This window comes from Nostoc sp. MS1, assembly GCF_019976755.1.
Classification (GTDB): domain Bacteria; phylum Cyanobacteriota; class Cyanobacteriia; order Cyanobacteriales; family Nostocaceae; genus Trichormus.
The window spans coordinates 1,287,385-1,305,237 of sequence record NZ_AP023441.1 but is presented as its reverse complement, the minus strand read 5'-3'; the positions used below and the strand labels follow the sequence as shown (position 1 = coordinate 1,305,237).

18 protein-coding genes are annotated in these 17,853 nt (G+C 38.9%); 11 read left to right on the top strand and 7 right to left on the bottom strand.

What is annotated here, in order from left to right:
- Positions 1–149 precede the first annotated feature (149 nt).
- Complete coding sequence (locus NSMS1_RS05745) at positions 150–446, top strand: 2Fe-2S iron-sulfur cluster-binding protein (RefSeq protein WP_067766286.1); 297 nt, start codon at positions 150–152, stop codon at positions 444–446.
- A gap of 100 nt (positions 447–546) precedes the next feature.
- A complete protein-coding gene (psbM, locus tag NSMS1_RS05740; RefSeq protein ID WP_017746279.1) occupies positions 547–660 on the top strand; it encodes a photosystem II reaction center protein PsbM in 114 nt (37 codons plus the stop codon).
- Between the two features lie 81 nt (positions 661–741).
- On the opposite strand, the gene NSMS1_RS05735 is transcribed toward psbM, so the two are convergent.
- Complete coding sequence (locus NSMS1_RS05735; protein WP_224091831.1) at positions 742–1,593, bottom strand: universal stress protein; 852 nt, start codon at positions 1,591–1,593, stop codon at positions 742–744.
- Between the two features lie 667 nt (positions 1,594–2,260).
- Positions 2,261–2,545: a peptidase gene (locus NSMS1_RS05730; protein ID WP_224091830.1), complete on the bottom strand. Its 285-nt coding sequence runs from the start codon at positions 2,543–2,545 to the stop codon at positions 2,261–2,263.
- Positions 2,546–2,644: 99 nt separating this feature from the next.
- On the opposite strand from NSMS1_RS05730, the gene NSMS1_RS05725 reads away from it, so the two are divergent.
- Positions 2,645–3,067 (top strand): DUF4363 domain-containing protein, encoded by a 423-nt coding sequence (locus NSMS1_RS05725; RefSeq protein WP_224091829.1) that lies wholly within the window; start codon positions 2,645–2,647, stop codon positions 3,065–3,067.
- Positions 3,068–3,636: 569 nt separating this feature from the next.
- On the top strand, positions 3,637–3,891 hold the full coding sequence (locus tag NSMS1_RS05720) for a DUF4278 domain-containing protein (protein WP_224091828.1): 255 nt from the start codon (positions 3,637–3,639) through the stop codon (positions 3,889–3,891).
- A gap of 100 nt (positions 3,892–3,991) precedes the next feature.
- Here NSMS1_RS05720 and NSMS1_RS05715 read toward each other — a convergent pair whose 3' ends face one another.
- A complete protein-coding gene (locus NSMS1_RS05715) occupies positions 3,992–6,100 on the bottom strand; it encodes a M3 family metallopeptidase (protein WP_224091827.1) in 2,109 nt (702 codons plus the stop codon).
- Between the two features lie 174 nt (positions 6,101–6,274).
- On the opposite strand from NSMS1_RS05715, the gene NSMS1_RS05710 reads away from it, so the two are divergent.
- Positions 6,275–7,027, top strand: coding sequence for a hypothetical protein (locus NSMS1_RS05710; protein WP_224091825.1), 753 nt, complete (start codon positions 6,275–6,277; stop codon positions 7,025–7,027).
- 141 nt (positions 7,028–7,168) lie between these two features.
- A complete protein-coding gene (locus tag NSMS1_RS05705) occupies positions 7,169–8,155 on the top strand; it encodes a zinc-dependent alcohol dehydrogenase family protein (RefSeq protein WP_224091824.1) in 987 nt (328 codons plus the stop codon).
- Positions 8,156–8,331: 176 nt separating this feature from the next.
- Here the strand turns inward: NSMS1_RS05705 and NSMS1_RS05700 are convergent, their stop codons facing one another.
- The gene (locus tag NSMS1_RS05700) at positions 8,332–8,637 is read right to left on the bottom strand and encodes an acylphosphatase (RefSeq protein ID WP_224091823.1); all 306 of its coding nucleotides are present in this window, start codon (positions 8,635–8,637) and stop codon (positions 8,332–8,334) included.
- Between the two features lie 106 nt (positions 8,638–8,743).
- Between NSMS1_RS05700 and NSMS1_RS05695 the strand changes: the two genes are divergently transcribed.
- From NSMS1_RS05695 to NSMS1_RS05685, 3 genes are all read left to right on the top strand, one after another.
- Complete coding sequence (locus tag NSMS1_RS05695; protein ID WP_224091822.1) at positions 8,744–9,124, top strand: DUF1823 family protein; 381 nt, start codon at positions 8,744–8,746, stop codon at positions 9,122–9,124.
- Between the two features lie 395 nt (positions 9,125–9,519).
- Entirely contained in the window at positions 9,520–11,178 is a 1,659-nt protein-coding gene (locus NSMS1_RS05690) for an alpha-amylase family glycosyl hydrolase (protein ID WP_224091821.1), read from the top strand.
- A 310-nt stretch (positions 11,179–11,488) separates the two neighbouring features.
- Positions 11,489–12,532: a 3-deoxy-7-phosphoheptulonate synthase gene (locus tag NSMS1_RS05685; RefSeq protein ID WP_224091820.1), complete on the top strand. Its 1,044-nt coding sequence runs from the start codon at positions 11,489–11,491 to the stop codon at positions 12,530–12,532.
- Positions 12,533–12,664: 132 nt separating this feature from the next.
- Here the strand turns inward: NSMS1_RS05685 and NSMS1_RS05680 are convergent, their stop codons facing one another.
- Positions 12,665–14,575, bottom strand: coding sequence for an acetate--CoA ligase family protein (locus NSMS1_RS05680; RefSeq protein WP_224091819.1), 1,911 nt, complete (start codon positions 14,573–14,575; stop codon positions 12,665–12,667).
- A 331-nt stretch (positions 14,576–14,906) separates the two neighbouring features.
- Between NSMS1_RS05680 and NSMS1_RS05675 the strand changes: the two genes are divergently transcribed.
- Both NSMS1_RS05675 and NSMS1_RS05670 read left to right on the top strand, forming a co-directional pair.
- On the top strand, positions 14,907–15,110 hold the full coding sequence (locus NSMS1_RS05675; protein WP_224091818.1) for a hypothetical protein: 204 nt from the start codon (positions 14,907–14,909) through the stop codon (positions 15,108–15,110).
- Positions 15,111–15,387: 277 nt separating this feature from the next.
- Positions 15,388–16,242, top strand: a complete 855-nt coding sequence (locus NSMS1_RS05670) for a cyanophycinase (protein WP_224091817.1) — start codon at positions 15,388–15,390, stop codon at positions 16,240–16,242.
- 333 nt (positions 16,243–16,575) lie between these two features.
- On the opposite strand, the gene NSMS1_RS05665 is transcribed toward NSMS1_RS05670, so the two are convergent.
- Positions 16,576–16,953, bottom strand: coding sequence for a hypothetical protein (locus NSMS1_RS05665; protein ID WP_224091815.1), 378 nt, complete (start codon positions 16,951–16,953; stop codon positions 16,576–16,578).
- A gap of 281 nt (positions 16,954–17,234) precedes the next feature.
- Positions 17,235–17,813 (bottom strand): thioredoxin family protein, encoded by a 579-nt coding sequence (locus NSMS1_RS05660; RefSeq protein ID WP_224091813.1) that lies wholly within the window; start codon positions 17,811–17,813, stop codon positions 17,235–17,237.
- Between the last annotated feature and the right edge of the window lie 40 nt (positions 17,814–17,853).

The following is a 17,853-nucleotide window of genomic DNA, read 5'->3' as shown; positions in this document are numbered from 1 at the left end:
CCAATTAGTAGGACAGGTGATTTACCTGTCCTATTTTTTGTAATTATTCTATGTTGATAATTCTTAATTTTTTGTAATAAATTGGATAAATTCAGTAATAATATGTGTATTGCGTGGGTAGCTTGCAGTCAACGAGGAATTAGGCAGTTATGGGTAACATCAAATTTGTGAAAGAAAATAAAGAAGTTATCGCGGCAGATGGTGCTAATCTGCGCCTGAAAGCAATAGAAAATGGCGTTGACATCTATAAATTTTTTGGCAAACTGACCAATTGTGGCGGCGGTGGTCAGTGTGGGACTTGTGTTGTGGAAATAGTCGAAGGAATTGAAAATCTTTCTACACCAACAAATGTAGAAAATCGTATGTTGAAGAAGAAGCCGGCAAATTACCGCTTGGCTTGTCAAACCCTGGTAAATGGCCCCGTCAGCGTAGTTACTAAACCCTAAATTGTTAGTGGCTAAAGAAGTAAAAAAAAAGAGCTAATACTGGCATCGTTGATGCTATTCTAAAGTTGTTGACTGGAAATTAGAGAGGGGCTTCCTTGCCATGCAAGTTAATGACTTGGGGTTTGTTGCGAGCATTCTGTTCGTGCTAGTACCCGCCGTGTTTTTAATCATTCTATATATCCAAACAGCCAGCCGCGAAGGTAAAAAAGATTAATTGATTGCTTTTTGTAGAAAACAAAGAAACCCCTATACCTAATGGTTGAGGGGTTTTTATTGATCAACCGCTTTGATAAATTTACCCACTTGTCCGCGCTAATAATACCGGACAGGTAGCGTTGATGCGAACATAGTCTGATAAGGAAGCGCCGATGAGTCTGTCGATATCGACAAAATTCTTAGCTACTGATGGACGGCGATCTGGAGAACCGAGTAGCAATAAATCTATGTTCAATTCATCGGCCAAGCGACAGATTTCTTCGCCTGGTTTACCGCTACTGCTGTAACAGCGAGTTTGCACACCGTATTTTTGTGCTTCCGCCACGCCTGCTGCTAACACAGGATTTTTGTCAGGGCTGATTTCTGCTACTTCAGAGTTTTTACCACGTAAATCTGTAGTAACATTGGTCAAAATTAATTGACTACCTGGAATACCCCGCAGTAAGAACAAGGCCAATTTTAAACAATGTTTGGCTGCGTCGGAATTATCCATCGCTACCATAACACGCTTAATTTTTTTGACATAAATGTCATCTTTCACCAGCAACATGGGACGTGATGACAATTGGAAGACATACTGACTAACTGAGTTCGATAAAATCGATTGCAGGCGCTTGAGTCCCCGTGAACCCATGATAATTAAGTCAGCGTCAATTTCATCTGCTACTTGACAAACTACATCTTTAGGATCGCCTTGACGCAAAATTGAAGATACTTGGCTAGGATCTAAGTTCAAAGTTTGAATTGCATTTGCCAGAATTTTGCCACCATCCTCCCATTTGTCTGTCATTGCAGATGAGGTAGTTTGAGGAGTAACTACGTGCAGAACTGTGACTTTGGCTGCTTGAATTGATGGGACTTCTTTCAATGTTTTCAACATTTCTTCTGCGTGTCCCAATCCAGAAACCGCTAGCAAAATCTTTTCTATCATTGTTGCTTCTTGTTCTTAAGGTTGATTGATTTTTAACTTTTGTTTTAGGTTCGGATGAAATTTTCATCACTTAGCTCAACAACCTAGTAATTAAGCTAGCACAATTCAAATTTTTAGCTATTAGTAATTAACACTTAAAAATATAAATCTTTTTAATATGTTAATGTTTGTTTCGCTTTGATTGTGCTTAATAACTTAACTCTTTGACTAAGTTTCCATCATTAAGCTTACTCTTAATATTGCCTGATTTAATTCACAATTGATGAGATTATTTATTATTTTTAATGTATGTTCAATATTTTTAATTAGAGAACTGTAAATTATTGCAACAATAATGATTGGCTGATTTTGCCTAATGATGAAGACTTTAATGTATTCTCAAAAAAATATCTATATCATTAGATTTCTTTTATATTTAAAATTATTAGAAAAAATTATTATTTTAATAAGTAGTTTTTAATAGCTGTTTCTTACTTGGTCAAGAATATGAGCGAGTTTTACAAATTTTTATATAGTTAAATGAGATAAATATATAAATTTATGTAAATCAGTTGGGCTAGTTTGTTAACCAATCTGAACAGTTTTGAGAAGTTAGGCGATCGCCATATCATGTAGGGTGAATGTGGAGGCGATCGCCAAAACTTACATAGTATTTATTATTACTTATCTAATTTTTAGGGTTTTGTCGAGTCTTTCTCCCAAACAAACCAGATAAGCTGAGTCCGGTTGCTAGTAAGCCAATCAATCCTATTCCATTCAAAATAGGATAGATACCTTCAAGATGAAAAATTTCTCCTGTGTGGATACTCAAAAGGAAACTAGCGCTAACACCTATACTGAGAGACCATTCGCGAACAAACGTTGCTAACATTCCCGTCAGTACTGTTAGCATCAGTGGTATAGAAATTATGATGCCCAAGATGCGGTGATATTTACGAAATGAACGTTTCATAGAATTTTTCTTTAGAAAATTTAACTTGATTTACAGATGAAATGGTTTTAGATAGATATCACCTAGAATTTCTATCCATTGTATATTGAGGAACCTGTAATGGAACGGTTTAAACAAATACTGATAATTGCGGGAATTAGCTTAATGGTTTTGGGAGGATGTAACCAAGCTGAACAACCTACAGCGCAAACATCACCTACAGCAAATTCTGCATCTACAAGTACAAGTAATTCCAATGCTAAAACAGACTTTTCTGGTTTAGAAGGTGTAGTAAACAACACACAGACAGCAGTAAAGGCAAATAATTTTACTAAAGCTAAAGATGAGTTTGGCAAATTTGAAGGATATTGGTCAAAGGTAGAAGATGGTGTAAAAGCTAAATCTCCTGATACTTACAAAAAAATTGAAGATTCAGCCGATGAAATTAATGGCGGACTCAAAGCCTCTAAACCAGATAAAGCCAAGGTTCTAGCATCATTACAATCACTGAACAAGGATATTCTCAGTGTAGCCAAACCTTAAGTACGTAAAATTGGGCGTGAGTAATAAAAATAATCTTGAATTTACTCATGCTTGAGAATTATTAAATATTTATCTTTTAGCCTTTTTCTATTTAGAGCATCGTTTACTTGTAGTAGTTTGGGATTTTGGATTAAAAACCTTGATCTCTATCTATTGCAGCCGTTTGAATTAAAATAATTTATCCCAATTTGGGATCATACCAATTCAAAATTAAGCAAGCCTGATTTCATAAGGATAATCACTTAATTCAGGTGTGTGAATTGGACAAAGATTTATAGATTTGTAAATAAAATTGATTGACAATATTTTTCATGTCAATATGCAGTTACAGCTAGCGATCGCTACAACATCATCGATATTTGGGGATTTATCGCTGCATCTACTTGTTTTTCACTTAGTTACAAAAGAAATATCACCCATAACGTCATATTTCTTCATTATTCATTTGCGTAAATCCTGAATCAGCTTTTGATTTACTTTTTAGAAAGCATAGCTGTGGTGATTACTGAAGCTAAAGCAAACTGTAAGTATCATCAAGCGTTCACTATATTCATTCAGGAAGTACAAATATGAAACTTTCTTACCGTGGTCAAAGCTATGAATATGACCCAAATCAGCTAAACAATCAACTAATTTCTTATCCTCAACAATCTCATGAGTTAAAGTATCGTGGAGTCGCCTATAATACTAACTCTCGTGGGAAAGTAGAACAGATTTGTTTACTATCAGCAGCCCACAAATTAATTTATCGAGGAATTGCTTACATTATCAATAGCACTGCACAACAACAAGATAACTCAGTAGCAGTAATAGTAAATCATTAATAGATTAGTGTGATTTCCCTCTAAACAGCTAGAGCTATCACGCAAAGGAACACAGACAAAACTCTCTGCATTCCTTCGCGTTACTTTGTGTTTAACAATCTCAAGCTACATTGGGCAACAAACCATTATGCTTGAGCAGAGAAACAGTACTCGGTTCCCGTCCTCTAAACGCCTCAAACACCTCCATAGGATGTTTGCTACCACCGAGAGCTAACACAGTATCTCGATAACGCTTACCTGTAGCTTTAACAGCTTCCTCGTCCTCCAAGCCAGCATCTTCAAAAGCAGCAAAAGCATCTGCACTTAATACCTCAGCCCACTTGTAGCTGTAGTATCCCGCAGCATAACCGCCTGCAAAGATGTGTCCAAATGCACAGAGGAATGAATCTTCCGGTAGCGGAGGTAAAACTGTCGTATTCTTGGCTACACGATGACGCACATCTGCGGCAGTTTCCTTACCACCAGGGTGATAACGGGAGTGTAATTCTATATCTACACTACTAAAGTGGAGTTGCCGCAAGATACCAGTCCCACTCATATAGTTACGGGCTGCTAGCAGCTTTTGGTAATAATGCTCTGGGAGAGGTTCGCCAGTTTCGTAATGTTTCGCCAAGCTAAACAATGTCTTACGTTCATAACACCAGTTTTCCATAAACTGGCTTGGTAGTTCGACTGCATCCCACTCTACATTATTAATGCCTGCTGCCCCTGTGTAGTTAACCTTGGTGAGCATATGATGTAACCCATGACCAAATTCATGGAATAGGGTTTCGACTTCATAGAAGGTCATTAAGCTGGGTTTACCGTCTACTGGGGGAGTTTGATTACACACCAGATAGGCCACGGGTAAACGCACAGTAGTTATACCATTCTCTGTGATTTTGCCACGGTTGATGCAGATATCCATCCATGCACCGCCACGCTTCTCACTAGGACGGCTGTAAGGATCGAGGTAGAAGTAGGCAATAGGACTACCGCTTTCATCGGCAATTTGGAAATAACGCACATCTTTGTGCCAAACTGGGGCTTGACCGTCGGCGGGGGTAACGGTGATACCAAATAACCTATTTACCAGCCCAAATAAACCGTCTAGAACTTGGGGTAGGGGGAAGTAAGGACGCAGTTCTTCGGCGGTGAAGGCAAACTTTTCTTCTCGTTGGCGTTCTGCCCAAAATGGAATATCCCAGTGGCGTAAATCTGAGGCTTCTGGCGCACCTTTGGCGGCTGCAAACTCTTTGAGTGCTGCTAAGTCTTTGACGGCTGCGTTGTAACTAGCAGCGCGTAACTCTTCTAAGAGGGCTTCTACAGCTTCCACATTAGGAGCCATTTTACTCGCAAGACTCAACTCGGCGTAATTGGCGAAACCGAGTAAGTTGGCTAGTTCTTGGCGTAATTCTAAAATCCGTTCTATGAGTGGGTTGTTATCTAACTCACCAGATGAGGCACGGGTAATATAAGCTTTGTATAACTTCTCCCGTAAATCCCGTCTAGTGCTGTGCTGCATGAAGGGGTTGTAACTGGGGAAGTCTAAGGTAATGCGCCAAGGGCCATTTTCTGATGTGGCGTGTTCTTCTCCAGCTGCGCGGGCTGTTTGTGCGGCTAAACTAACTAAACTTTGGGGTAAGCCGTTGATTTCTGCTTGAGTTGTAAGGGTAAGGCTAAAGGCAGTGGTAGCATCAAGGACATGGTTAGAGAACTTGGTAGAAAGTTCTGCTAATTCCATTTGAATGGTGTTGAAACGTTCTCTTGCTTCACCTTGTAAGCCTACACCGGATAGTTCCGCATCCCGAATAGCTGCTTCCACTATACGCTTTTGGGCTGAGTCTAAAGTATCCCAACTATCGCTGGCGCGGAGTTCTTTAAAAGCGTTGTAAATGGGTTGGCTTTGTCCCAACTGGTTAACAAACTGTACAACTCCCGGTTGTACTGCTTCATAGGCTGTACGCAGTTCTGGGCTATTTTTTACACCCATTAAATGGTTCACTACGCTCCAACTCCAAGTCAGCCGTTCGCTTAACTTTTCTAATGGTTCAACTAAGCCATCCCAAGTAGGCTTGACATTAGCTTCTAAGGTGGTGAGTTCTTGTTCTAGTTCCGCCAATAATGCTTGAAAGGCTGGTTCTACTTGTTCTGGTCGAATTTCAGTAAATGGAGGTAAACCAGAACCTTTAAGTAAGGGATTATGAGTAATGGTAGGATTCGCACTCATGGTTAAATGTGAGTCGCAGATGATGGGTAAGTGTATTCTTCTAATGTAGCGATCGCAGCCCCATTTCGGCGTGCCATAATGCCAAAATCGCCAATCTTGTAAAGTTACTGTAAGATATTGCGCTTAAACGTGTACAATCTCGATGTAGCTTAAATCAGTAATCATCCAAATCCTATGAAGTTAATCCAAAAGCTTGCCATTGCAGTAGGAACTACAATGACTTTGGCTAATGCGTCATCATCTGTGATGGCTGCTGATTTTCGGACTACTTTGACATTTTCCGATTTCCGTTTCACTGATATCACTAAAATAGTGGTTGATTGGTCAAGCGATCAAACTAGCAATCCATTCATCACCGAGAATGATTTAGATAATTGGTCATATCAACTTTTTGAAGGAGAGTCTTTAATATATTCAGAAGATGTCATCAAAAATGGAGAAGTACAAACCATTGGTGGAGTACAACGTTCCATCTCTGATATTTCTTTCCGGTATTATGATGGGGCTATTGTTCAGTTTAAAAACGACATAGGCGAATTTGGTATACCATTGCAGTCTCAGCCACAGGTAACTCAAGGTATTACATACAATGTGGAATTAACACCTCGGTTTCTTATCCAAACTGGTCAACCGCTTCCTAGCCCTTTACCTGGTAATATTAGAGTTCAACAATATAATTCGGGAATATTGGTACCAAGAACCTCCCCATCATTATGTAATAATTTTCCTGGTAGTTTTAATTCCTGTATTGGTATAGATGAGCCAACCTTAATCAACCAGCAGACAGAGGTTATACAATCAGCCCAATCAGTTCCCGAACCCTCATTCATACTTAGTATGGGAACAATAGCGGCATTAGGCTTTGGTGTTCATTTCCCATTTAAGCTATCACAAGTGAAAACAAAGCTAAAGAATCAAGAAAGTTAAGCAGCTATTTTGCAAAATTCTCATTACAACTTTGCAACCTTAGTTATAGGACTAGCTGATAAATAATTTATTAGTATTGTGTAAACTCTGGGAAACTACCTATACCAAGATTTTTACACCTCTGTATTAATTACGAATATTATGCGCGCCATGATTTTAGACGCACCGCGTCAACCCTTACGCCTTGCAGAGTTACCAGTACCAAAACCGAACTCAGAGCAAGTATTGATTCGCGTTCATGCTTGCGCTGTGTGCCGCACAGATTTACATATAGTTGATGGAGAATTGACACACCCAAAACTTCCTCTGATATTGGGACATCAAATTGTAGGGACGATTGAGGAGTTAGGTGAAAAAGTTGATCAATTTCATCTTGGTCAGAGAGTAGGAGTACCTTGGTTGGGTCATACTTGCGCTCATTGCCCTTACTGTCTCTCTGGAAGGGAAAACCTCTGTGATTATGCTGAGTTTACAGGTTATAATCTAGATGGCGGCTACGCAGACTATACAGTAGCCGATCACCGCTTTTGTTTTCCTTTAGACCCCAGTTATCCAGACTTACAAGCTGCACCTTTGTTATGTGGCGGGTTAATTGGCTATCGGGCTTACAATATGACCGGGGATGTTGCAAAACTAGGTTTTTACGGTTTCGGTTCTTCTGCTCATATTTTAATTCAATTAGCACGTTATCAAGGACGCAAAGTATTTGCTTTCACTCGTCCTGGGGATATTGTAGGTCAAGAATTTGCGCGTCAATTAGGTGCAAATTGGGCGGGTGACTCAGATGTATTACCACCAGAACCTTTGGATGCAGCAATTATTTTTGCACCAGTCGGGAAACTTGTCCCTACTGCCTTGCGCGCAGTTGCTAAAGGAGGTGTGGTTGTTTGTGCTGGTATTCACATGAGCGATATTCCTTCCTTTCCCTACAGCATTCTTTGGGAAGAAAGGGTGTTAAGGTCTGTAGCTAATTTAACACGCCAAGACGGGGAAGAGTTTCTGACTATAGCGCCGCAAATCCCTATCCGTACAGAGGTTAATTCTTTCCCCTTAACTCAAGCTAATGAGGCTTTAGATGCGCTACGTAGTGGCAAGATAGAGGGGTCTGCTGTTTTAGTAATGAAGTGAGGGAACTTTATATTGGATTTCCATAGTACTTTCAGGTAGTTATCTGGGAATAAATACATAAAAGTCAAAAATTGCGTTTGTTACCACAGGATTCAGTGTCGTTACAAAACTGAAATTTAGTGATGACCTACGATTGATTGTAGGCGATCGCGCCCTTACGTCAAATACAATTCAACTTACTTAACTAACCGTTTCACTTCAAACCCACGTAAATTTTCTGGTTCTTCATATTCCACCGCCACATCTTGAACCACAGCCGCCGGAGGCCCTACGTGACACCAACGCACTATTTCCTCTACAATTTCTCGCGCCCCTTCAAATACAGCTTCTACACGCCCATCAGGGAGATTTCGTACCCAACCAGTTAACCCCAATTGGCTGGCGGTATCAACTGTGGCGTAGCGATAGCCTACTCCTTGCACTCTCCCCGTAATAAATACATGAGCGCGAATGAGTTGTGACTGTGGTGTAGAATTTGGCATTGATCCATCTATGGTTTACGATTACCAGTCTACATTGTTTGTGAATCAAGAACGGATTTTTTATATTGAAATCTGCTAATTTAAAATTCTTAATTCTGCATTGCTTATGTCTGAACTACCACCACTGAATACAGATACTATCTGGGGTATTCTCAACGATCAAATTGATGACGCTACAGTTATGCAATTAGTCTGGTACTATTTAGGCTACCGCTACGACTCAGCGACAGCTAAATGGTATAATAGCTCAGTAGCACCAGAATGGCGAGATGAGTATCCAGAACCCCCAAATTTTCTCGATAGTCGCCCAGCAACGATGAAATTAACTCGTTCTATTCCTCAACAATACAAACAAATCACAAAAGAGAAGTTAGGTTTTAAAGGTTACAAAATCGGCACTTTTACGCCACGGGAAACTCGGAGAGCTACTGCTGCTAACTGGTTATTAAGTCATTTGCAGCAAAAGATTGACCAGGGTGAATTATAATTTTTTATGTAAAAAAGTTAGGTAAATCTTACCTAGCTTTTTTATTTAATTATTGATTTGTACTATTAAATCTATGTTAGAAACAATTACTTGTTATTCTATTTAAACTTGCGTTTGAATTTTAAAAGTTCCTATTTATTTACTTTTAATTATCTAATTTTTAGCAAAAATCTAATATCTTTATTTATCTATCCAATGACTCTAGACAATATAAAATGGTTAGGGAACCAACTATTTATTAATTTACTGAATAATAAATATACCTTTAATCTCTGTAAGCCTACATCTATTGATAGAGGAAAGGTTAAACTAATTATTTCCTATGACCGATTTGCAAATTGATTAATAATTTAGAGAATGCTTTATATCCGCATTATTATATTTTACATAATTTTATGGCAAAGGCAATTGAATTTAATCTATTTGCACCATATAACAAAGGCGCTGCCTTAATTGGTTCTTTTTCTGATTGGCAAGAAATACCAATGGAAAAAGGTGATGATGGTTATTTTCGGACAACTGTTGAATTAGAAGACGGTACTTATCAATATAAATTTCGTGTACAGACAAAATCATGGTTTTTTGAAGAAGACCAATGGGTTGATGTCACCGACCCTTACGCCACTGATATTGATGAATTAAGCGGTAAAGATAACGGCATCGTCAAAATTAAAGACGGTGAAAGAATTGTCGATACTTATGTTTGGCAACATGATGATAAACCTCTACCAGCAGACCATGAATTAGTTATTTATGAATTACATGTAGGTGATTTTTCTGGTGGGGAAGATGACCCTTATGCACGCGGCAAATATAAGCATGTTATTGAAAAATTAGATTATTTGTGTGATTTGGGTATCAATGCAATTGAGTTATTACCTGTAAAAGAATATCCTGGTGATTATAGTTGGGGTTATAATCCTCGTTATTTCTTTGCGACTGAATCTAGTTATGGTTCTACAGCAGGTTTAAAACAACTGATTGATGAATGCCATCAGCGAGGTATTCGCATCATTATGGACGGGATTTATAATCATTCAGAAGCATCCAGTCCGTTAACACAGATAGACCATGATTTTTGGTATCACCACGAACCTCGTGATCCTGATAATAACTGGGGGCCGGAATTTAATTACGAACACTATGATGAAAATTTAGACACTTACCCAGCACGAAAATTTATTGGTGATGCAGTCAGATTTTGGGTAAAAGAATATCATATAGATGGCATTCGCTATGATGCGGCACGGCAAATAGCCAACTATGATTTCATGCACTGGATTACTCAAGAAGCAAAAAACACGGCTAGTGCAAAACCATTTTATAATATTGCCGAACACATCCCAGAAACTCCTAGCATTACCAATTTAGACGGGCCAATGGATGGCTGCTGGCATGATAGTTTCTACCACACCATTAAAGAACATATCTGCGGTGATAGATTTGATTTAGAAAACCTTAAAGATGTCATTGATCCAAAACGCCAAGGTTTTCTGGGTGCTACTAATGTTGTTAATTATCTCACCAATCATGACCATGACCACATTATGGTCGAGTTGGGTAATCGAGAAATTTTTAACGAGGAAGCTTTTAGAAGGGCTAAACTAGGTGCAGCTATTTTAATGACAGCTGTAGGTGTGCCTTTAGTTTGGATGGGTGAAGAATTTGGCGAATACAAACCCAAACAACAAGACCAAGCTAAAATTGATTGGACTTTGCTAGGTAATGACCTCAATCGTAGTTTGTTTGACTACTACAAAGGATTGATTGGTTTACGCAAGAGTAGTCATGCCTTATATACAGAAAATATAGACTTTATCCACGAAAATGCAGAAGCTAAAGTGTTAGCCTACAGTCGTTGGAATGATGAAGGTTCCCGTGTGGTAGTGGTGGCGAATTTCTCAAAAGACTTCCTCGCTGGCTATCATGTTCCCAACTTTCCTTCAGGTGGTACTTGGCATGAGTGGACTGGTGACTATGACGTAGAAGCTGGCGATGATGGCATCATCACAGATATTGGGCCTTATGAAGCTAAGGTGTTTGTGTGGCAGTAAAGAGAGTAGTGAGTGATGATAGTTTTGGTGGGTGGTACTTACTGGTGTTTGTGTATTACACAACATTCCAATAGTTAATTATCAGGGGAAGAAATCTTCCCCTTTTTATGTTTTGCAACATGATAAAAATATTTACTTGCAAGGGGACTGAGAAATAAAGGATAATCACTATGGACTAATGACTAATAACTAATGTCTGGATTTTTTGATTTTATTAGCATTACTCTTGAGTTTAAGTTGTCCATTTCCTCTACAATATGTATACTCAATACGCTCAAAATATCATTCAGGGAATCTAGAGAAATTTTCCATGCACAATAAATTAACTAACGCAAATATTGAAAATTATCAAGTTCTATTAACTCCTAACGAAGTAAAAGCAAAATTGCCATTAACAGAAGCTGCTGAAAACACTGTTTTGCAGTTCAGAGAGGAAATAGAAAAAATCTTAGATTTTCAAGATAGGCGAAAGTTTATAGTAGTTGGGCCTTGTTCAATTCACGACCCTAACGCAGCGCTGGAATATGCCCATAAGTTGAAAAATTTAGGCGATCGCGTCCAAGATAAGTTACTGTTAATCATGCGGGTCTATTTTGAAAAACCCCGTACTACCGTAGGCTGGAAAGGATTAATCAATGACCCAGACATGGATGATTCTTTTCATGTAGAGAACGGTTTGCTACTTGCTAGAGACTTACTCATCAAGCTGACTCAGTTGGGTCTACCCACCGCTACAGAAGCGTTAGATCCTATCGTACCGCAATACATTGGTGAGTTGATTACATGGGCTGCAATCGGCGCACGTACTACAGAATCTCAAACACACCGGGAAATGGCTAGCGGTCTTTCTATGCCTGTAGGCTTTAAAAATGGCACTGATGGTAATATTCAAGTGGCTTTAAATGCGCTACATTCTGCCAGAATGCCCCACAATTTCTTAGGCATTAACCCTGAAGGACAGGTAAGTATTTTTGAAACTAAAGGTAATGCTTACGGTCATGTAATTTTACGGGGTGGAAATCAACCTAATTTTGATACGGCAAGTGTGAAAGATGTAGAAAACAAATTAAAAGAGGCTAAGTTACCTCCCAGAATTGTGATTGATTGTAGTCATGGCAATACTAATAAGAACTACAAATTACAACCTTCAGTGTTAGAAAATGTGGTGCAACAAATAGTTGATGGCAACACATCAATTGTAGGGATGATGCTGGAATCAAACTTATATGAAGGCAATCAACCAATTAACTGTAAGCGAGAAGAATTAAAATATGGTGTGTCTGTCACTGATCCCTGTATTGGTTGGGAAGAAACAGAACGAATTATTCTAGATGCTTATGAAAGACTGAAGTAATTTAGGATGGGAATAGGGAGTAGGCAATAGGGAGTGGGGAGTAAGAAATTTTGATTTTTAGTTTCCTCATTCAATATTATTTCTGACCAGTATAGGGGTAGGGGTGTACATCTGTACGCCCCTACATTTTTCCTACAAAATTACCCCGACTTCTTTGAGATAAACCCGTGTAAATGGTTCTTCTTCGCCTAAAGTGTAATCTTCTATTAACCCTTTACGACGAATGGAAACGTTATTTTCTTTTTTAATAACGACAGTGGAACCATCAACAAGATCCCGTGCTAACATCATTTCTGTTTCAGTGGGATTTTCTAACACTACTAAATTACTGCCGTAATAAAACATCCCGTCTTCTGCGAGAATATCTTCTGGATATTCTGCTATTAGTAAATCGAGTTTGGGATTACGTAGCAAACTTTGGATGTTGCTATTGTAATCTTCGCGTAATACCTTTTGCGATCGGTTGACAAAAATGGCATCCCGACAAACTGCGCCTATTGTCCATTCTGGATGTTGCAACAGAATGTGGTCAATCGTAGTTTGCAAATCCTGGACAGTTGTTTTATTAAAGGTAATAATCGGGATTCTAGCCTCTAAACCAGAGGCAAAAAATGTTTCTAAAATGTGAGAAGGTACGTCAACACTATCACCTACAGCCGGGTTTAGGTGCATCATTACACCTGGTGCTGCGTTGATTTCGATGATGGCAAAGTTACCCTCTTTCCAAGACTCAGCAAGGCTTTCGGTCATGACATCAATACCCAAGCAAGTTAAGTTGAAGTATTGAGCGATGTCTTGCGCCAGGATGATATTATCATCATGAATTGTGTGGGTAGCATTGATACTCATCCCACCAGCAGAAAGATTAGCTACTTTGCGCAAGCGAATAGTTTCGCCTTTCTTAAGGACTGTTTTTAATGTCAGGTTTTGTTCATCTAAATAGTGTTCCATCGCATCATCGACGATAATTTTACTCATCGGTGAAGTTGGAGTATCCAAACGCGCTGGCTTACGGTTTTCACGCTGAATTAATTCCCAAATGGTTGAGTCGCCATCACCTGTAACTGATGCTGGATGGCGTTCTGTGGCGGCGACAAACCGACCGTTAACACACAACAAACGAAAATCTTTGCCTTTAATGCTTTTTTCGACAATAATTCGTGCTGGTTCATTATCGGGAATGGCAGCTAAGGCTCTATCGTAAGCTTTTTCTAGTTCCTCTACGTCTTGTATATCTGCGGTAACACCAATACCTTTATGACCTACCACTGGTTTTACTGCTACAGGATAGCCAATGTCTCTGGCTACTTGTCTAGCTTCTTTTTCTGAGTAAACAATTTCACCTTGGGGAACGGGAAAACCTAAAGTGTGCAGAAATGCTTTGCAGTCATCTTTACGGGTGGTAAAGTCAGAATCAATGTGGCTGTCGCAGTTAAAGGTTGTGGCTACACCCCGGATATGTTTTTTCCCCCAGCCATATTGCATTAGTCCTTCGTCCCACAGGTAAAAGGCGGGTATACCTTTTTCGTAGGCTGTCCGCAATAAGGCGTAGACTGTAGGGCCACCATAGACAGACTGACGAAATCTATTTTGCAAGGTGACAAGCTGGTCATCCCAGAAAAAGTCATCGTCTTGAGTAATGGCTTCAAACCAGTCCCAGACTAGATAGGTAACTGATTTAATTGTACGTTCGTGCAGTGCTTGAACAGCAATTCTTGAGTATCTGTCGTAGCTTTTTACACTCCAGCGATTGAGGTGTAAACTCATGTCCAATTTGCCCACTTCCGCTACGGTTTGGGCAAATAAATGGGCATATGATTCATAATTTTGCTCACGTAGATGGGGATAGCGATCGCCTACTCTAGTAACATAATCTTCAATAGGCAAAGGCTCTTTATCTGGCACTACAGCAAAATCAAATACTAGCGCCCCCGCATCTAAACTAGGGTTAGGCCCTGCATAATACCGACAGTTGAAGAGATCAAATACATCTGTCTTTCTAGCATTAATGCGGATGAAATCGGTGCTTGTTACCTGAACCATTGATGCTGAACCTCTGGCGAAACACCTCTAAATTTAACGTTTAATTGCAACTAATGAACCTTAACAATCGTAGATTACTTGAGATCATAATTTTGACTGTTAAAATTGACAGACTGCCTGTTTGAATTTAACTTTACTTATAGGCATTTTCAACTATCGGAAGGCATAATTACATCAATATTTAGCTCAGTACATTGTCATTACTCTATAGTTATCAGTCAAAATTTAACATTCAAAAATTAATAGTCAATAAAAATACAACCTTTGAAGGGTGTAATACTTCTCAAAAATTTATATAAAGAAAAGGATGGTTATACGAGACAGTTAAGTTATGAATAGCACCCAAGCTGACATCAGAGATGAAGTTAGACAACTGGCAGAAGAAGCTTTTCACCTGAAACTGATTTCTGGTCACGGAGATGGCCCAGATAAAGAAGAATACCAAATCGTTTACCAAGGTAAACCCAGACATCTGCCCCTAGAACAAGCACGGTTATTCTTAATGAACCAACTCTACAGAAACCGAATTGTCTAAATCATTGGCATTAAATCTGTATTTTCGACAAGTTTTAAAGCATTTTTGATAGAGTTTAGACAAATCAAGTTTTTAGTAATAGGTAATTATTTCTATAAATTACCTATTACAAATAAATTTAAAATATAAAAATTATATTAATTTTTAATAGTTTAAAACTTAGTATCTAAGTTAAGTATTTTTTTCACCCCTCTTATCTACCGTATGGGCGATTTTATACATATGTATGTCATGCTTTATTGATATTACATAAATAATTTTATCTTTAGGAGATATTATGGCTGCGGGTGAAAACAAACGGCAGTTGGTAATTATTGGTGGTGCGGAAGACAAAGAGAATGATTCAATAATATTAAGAGAATTTGTCCGACGCGCTGGTGGTACGAGAGCTAATATTGTCATTATGACGGCAGCCACAGAGCTACCAAGAGAAGTAGGAGAAAACTATATTAGAGTTTTTGAACGCTTGGGTGCGGAAAGCGTGCGAATAATCGATACAGAAACACGTGAAGATGCGTCTTCATCGACTGCATTAGAAGCAGTTGCCAAAGCAACAGGTATATTTTTTACAGGAGGAGATCAAGCCCGAATTACAAGTATTCTCAAAGGAACCGAACTAGACAAAGCAATTCACGAACGCGCGGCTGAAGGTATAGTTATTGGCGGTACTAGTGCTGGCGCAGCAGTCATGCCTGATAAAATGATTGTCGTTGGTGATTCAGAAACCAATCCTCGTTTAGAAATTGTAGAAATGGGGCCTGGTTTGGGTTTTCTTCCTGGCGTAGTCATCGACCAACATTTTTCTGAACGCGGAAGGTTGGGACGCTTAATTACAGCTTTGATTAGAGAACCTGTTGTTTTAGGATTCGGTATTGACGAGAATACGGCTATGGTTGTGACTGATAACCAAATTGAAATAATTGGTCAAGGTTCAGTCACCATTGTAGACGAATCAGAGTCCTCGTATAACAATATGGATGAGATTCTCAAAGATGAAGCCTTAGCAATTTGTGGTGCAAAACTGCACATTTTGCCACATGGCTATAAATTCGACCTCAAAACCCGCAAGCCTATCTTAAATAATGGTGCTGCGGTGGATGCTGTACCTGTAGGTTCTGCAATTAGTAGTTAAACAAAAGGGATAAGGAACAGTGGAAAGTTATCAAGTTGTTTATAACTTATAACTTTTCACAGTCCATACAAAACACAAGAGACGCAGCATTGCTATATCTCTTGTGTTTTGTGTTGGTTAATTTATAAGTGTTGTCAGATAGATTAAGATACACACTAATTTAAGACTTAGGCAACTGTCATAATCAAACTAACTGTAGTGAACTGACAAGGCTAAAATAGTGCATTATCTTTTCTCTTGTGGGATGGGCATCCTGCCCGTCCTGGGCGGGCAGGATGCCCACCCCAGAAGAAGATTTATTACAACATTTAAGGCTAGACACGCCACTACTAATTATTCAGCATCAGAGTTAGCGTTACGTCGCAGCGATGCTAGTTGTACGTCTACAGATTTTAAGTAACCTTTGTCATTGAGAATTTGTGCAGGTAATCTGTTAGCATTAATTGCAGCTTGTACTAACTCTACTGCTGTGATTCTGCCAATTTGGTTATCTAAAATTAGAGAACTTCCACTAGGTATTCCCTGCTCTTTTAAATAACCTTGATAGCCAAGAGAAACAAGATTAAATGGTTGTAGGTAAGCAACGTTAGTGGAATTTTCACGCAAGGTTGTAGAGTTGATAGCTGTAGTTTGTGCGATCGCAACATGAGGTAATGTTGCACTAGCTAGCAATATCACACTAGATAAACCACTTAAAAATACATTTTTCATTTTTCAGTCCCCTAAATAAATAAGCTATGTAAATCCAGCAGTTACTACTCCTGCTATTCCTGCTTATTATTTTGGAAGACTAGAATAAATTCTTAATAAATTTAAGATTAAAAATTTTTTATGTTCGCTTCACGCATAAAAATATATGCTTTTAGCGAACTAATCAATTTTAGTAACTCTCTCAAGTCTAAGATTAACATAGCTAATTAGTTATAAGCTATTGCCAATTACATCTTTTTTTGTTGACGGTTAACTGTTAGCAGTTAACCGTCAACAAACTTCTAATCCACAACTTGACTTCCGTGACTGCGAGGATCATCTTGACTACCAACAGGCGCAACTGACGTTGAGACTTTAGAAACTTTTCCGCTAGCTTGAGCATAGGGTAAAGCGGAACCACTAACTAAGGCTTCTAGATTATTAGCCATAATTGTACGTGGTTGATCGCCGATCGCCTGCGCTAAACTCTCCCCTGCTTTGTTTAAAAATACAAAATGGGGAATACCATCCACCCGATATTTCAACATCTCCGGCAACCACTTGGTATTATCCACATTCAGCATGACAAAATTTACGTTGTCTGCGTACTCTTGTTCCAATACGGCGATATCAGGAGCCATTTTTTGGCAAACAGTACACCAGTCAGCATAAAACTCTACTATTGAAGGCTTACCGTTGCTGATTGCCACTTCCAAAGGTGTGGAAGCTTGATTTAACTTGTCTAGAGAGACAGCAGTTGTTTCCGCCCGTAATCCTAAGAATAAAGCAACGCTAAGTGCGATCGCCACAATTACAATCAAAAAGTTTCTCAACCGCGTTCCCGTCGTCACTTCTGGCTTGATAGGTGAATCTGTAGTCATAATAAATTTATTAAATCTTATTAAGTAATTTCATTTTACA

Coding starts and splice junctions, on each gene's coding strand:
- NSMS1_RS05745 (WP_067766286.1), top strand. CDS start 150: ATGGGTAACATCAAATTTGTGAAAGAAAATAAAGAAGTTATCGCGGCA.
- psbM (WP_017746279.1), top strand. CDS start 547: ATGCAAGTTAATGACTTGGGGTTTGTTGCGAGCATTCTGTTCGTGCTA.
- NSMS1_RS05735 (WP_224091831.1), bottom strand. CDS start 1,593: ATGATAGAAAAGATTTTGCTAGCGGTTTCTGGATTGGGACACGCAGAA.
- NSMS1_RS05730 (WP_224091830.1), bottom strand. CDS start 2,545: ATGAAACGTTCATTTCGTAAATATCACCGCATCTTGGGCATCATAATT.
- NSMS1_RS05725 (WP_224091829.1), top strand. CDS start 2,645: ATGGAACGGTTTAAACAAATACTGATAATTGCGGGAATTAGCTTAATG.
- NSMS1_RS05720 (WP_224091828.1), top strand. CDS start 3,637: ATGAAACTTTCTTACCGTGGTCAAAGCTATGAATATGACCCAAATCAG.
- NSMS1_RS05715 (WP_224091827.1), bottom strand. CDS start 6,100: ATGAGTGCGAATCCTACCATTACTCATAATCCCTTACTTAAAGGTTCT.
- NSMS1_RS05710 (WP_224091825.1), top strand. CDS start 6,275: ATGAAGTTAATCCAAAAGCTTGCCATTGCAGTAGGAACTACAATGACT.
- NSMS1_RS05705 (WP_224091824.1), top strand. CDS start 7,169: ATGCGCGCCATGATTTTAGACGCACCGCGTCAACCCTTACGCCTTGCA.
- NSMS1_RS05700 (WP_224091823.1), bottom strand. CDS start 8,637: ATGCCAAATTCTACACCACAGTCACAACTCATTCGCGCTCATGTATTT.
- NSMS1_RS05695 (WP_224091822.1), top strand. CDS start 8,744: ATGTCTGAACTACCACCACTGAATACAGATACTATCTGGGGTATTCTC.
- NSMS1_RS05690 (WP_224091821.1), top strand. CDS start 9,520: ATGGCAAAGGCAATTGAATTTAATCTATTTGCACCATATAACAAAGGC.
- NSMS1_RS05685 (WP_224091820.1), top strand. CDS start 11,489: ATGCACAATAAATTAACTAACGCAAATATTGAAAATTATCAAGTTCTA.
- NSMS1_RS05680 (WP_224091819.1), bottom strand. CDS start 14,575: ATGGTTCAGGTAACAAGCACCGATTTCATCCGCATTAATGCTAGAAAG.
- NSMS1_RS05675 (WP_224091818.1), top strand. CDS start 14,907: ATGAATAGCACCCAAGCTGACATCAGAGATGAAGTTAGACAACTGGCA.
- NSMS1_RS05670 (WP_224091817.1), top strand. CDS start 15,388: ATGGCTGCGGGTGAAAACAAACGGCAGTTGGTAATTATTGGTGGTGCG.
- NSMS1_RS05665 (WP_224091815.1), bottom strand. CDS start 16,953: ATGAAAAATGTATTTTTAAGTGGTTTATCTAGTGTGATATTGCTAGCT.
- NSMS1_RS05660 (WP_224091813.1), bottom strand. CDS start 17,813: ATGACTACAGATTCACCTATCAAGCCAGAAGTGACGACGGGAACGCGG.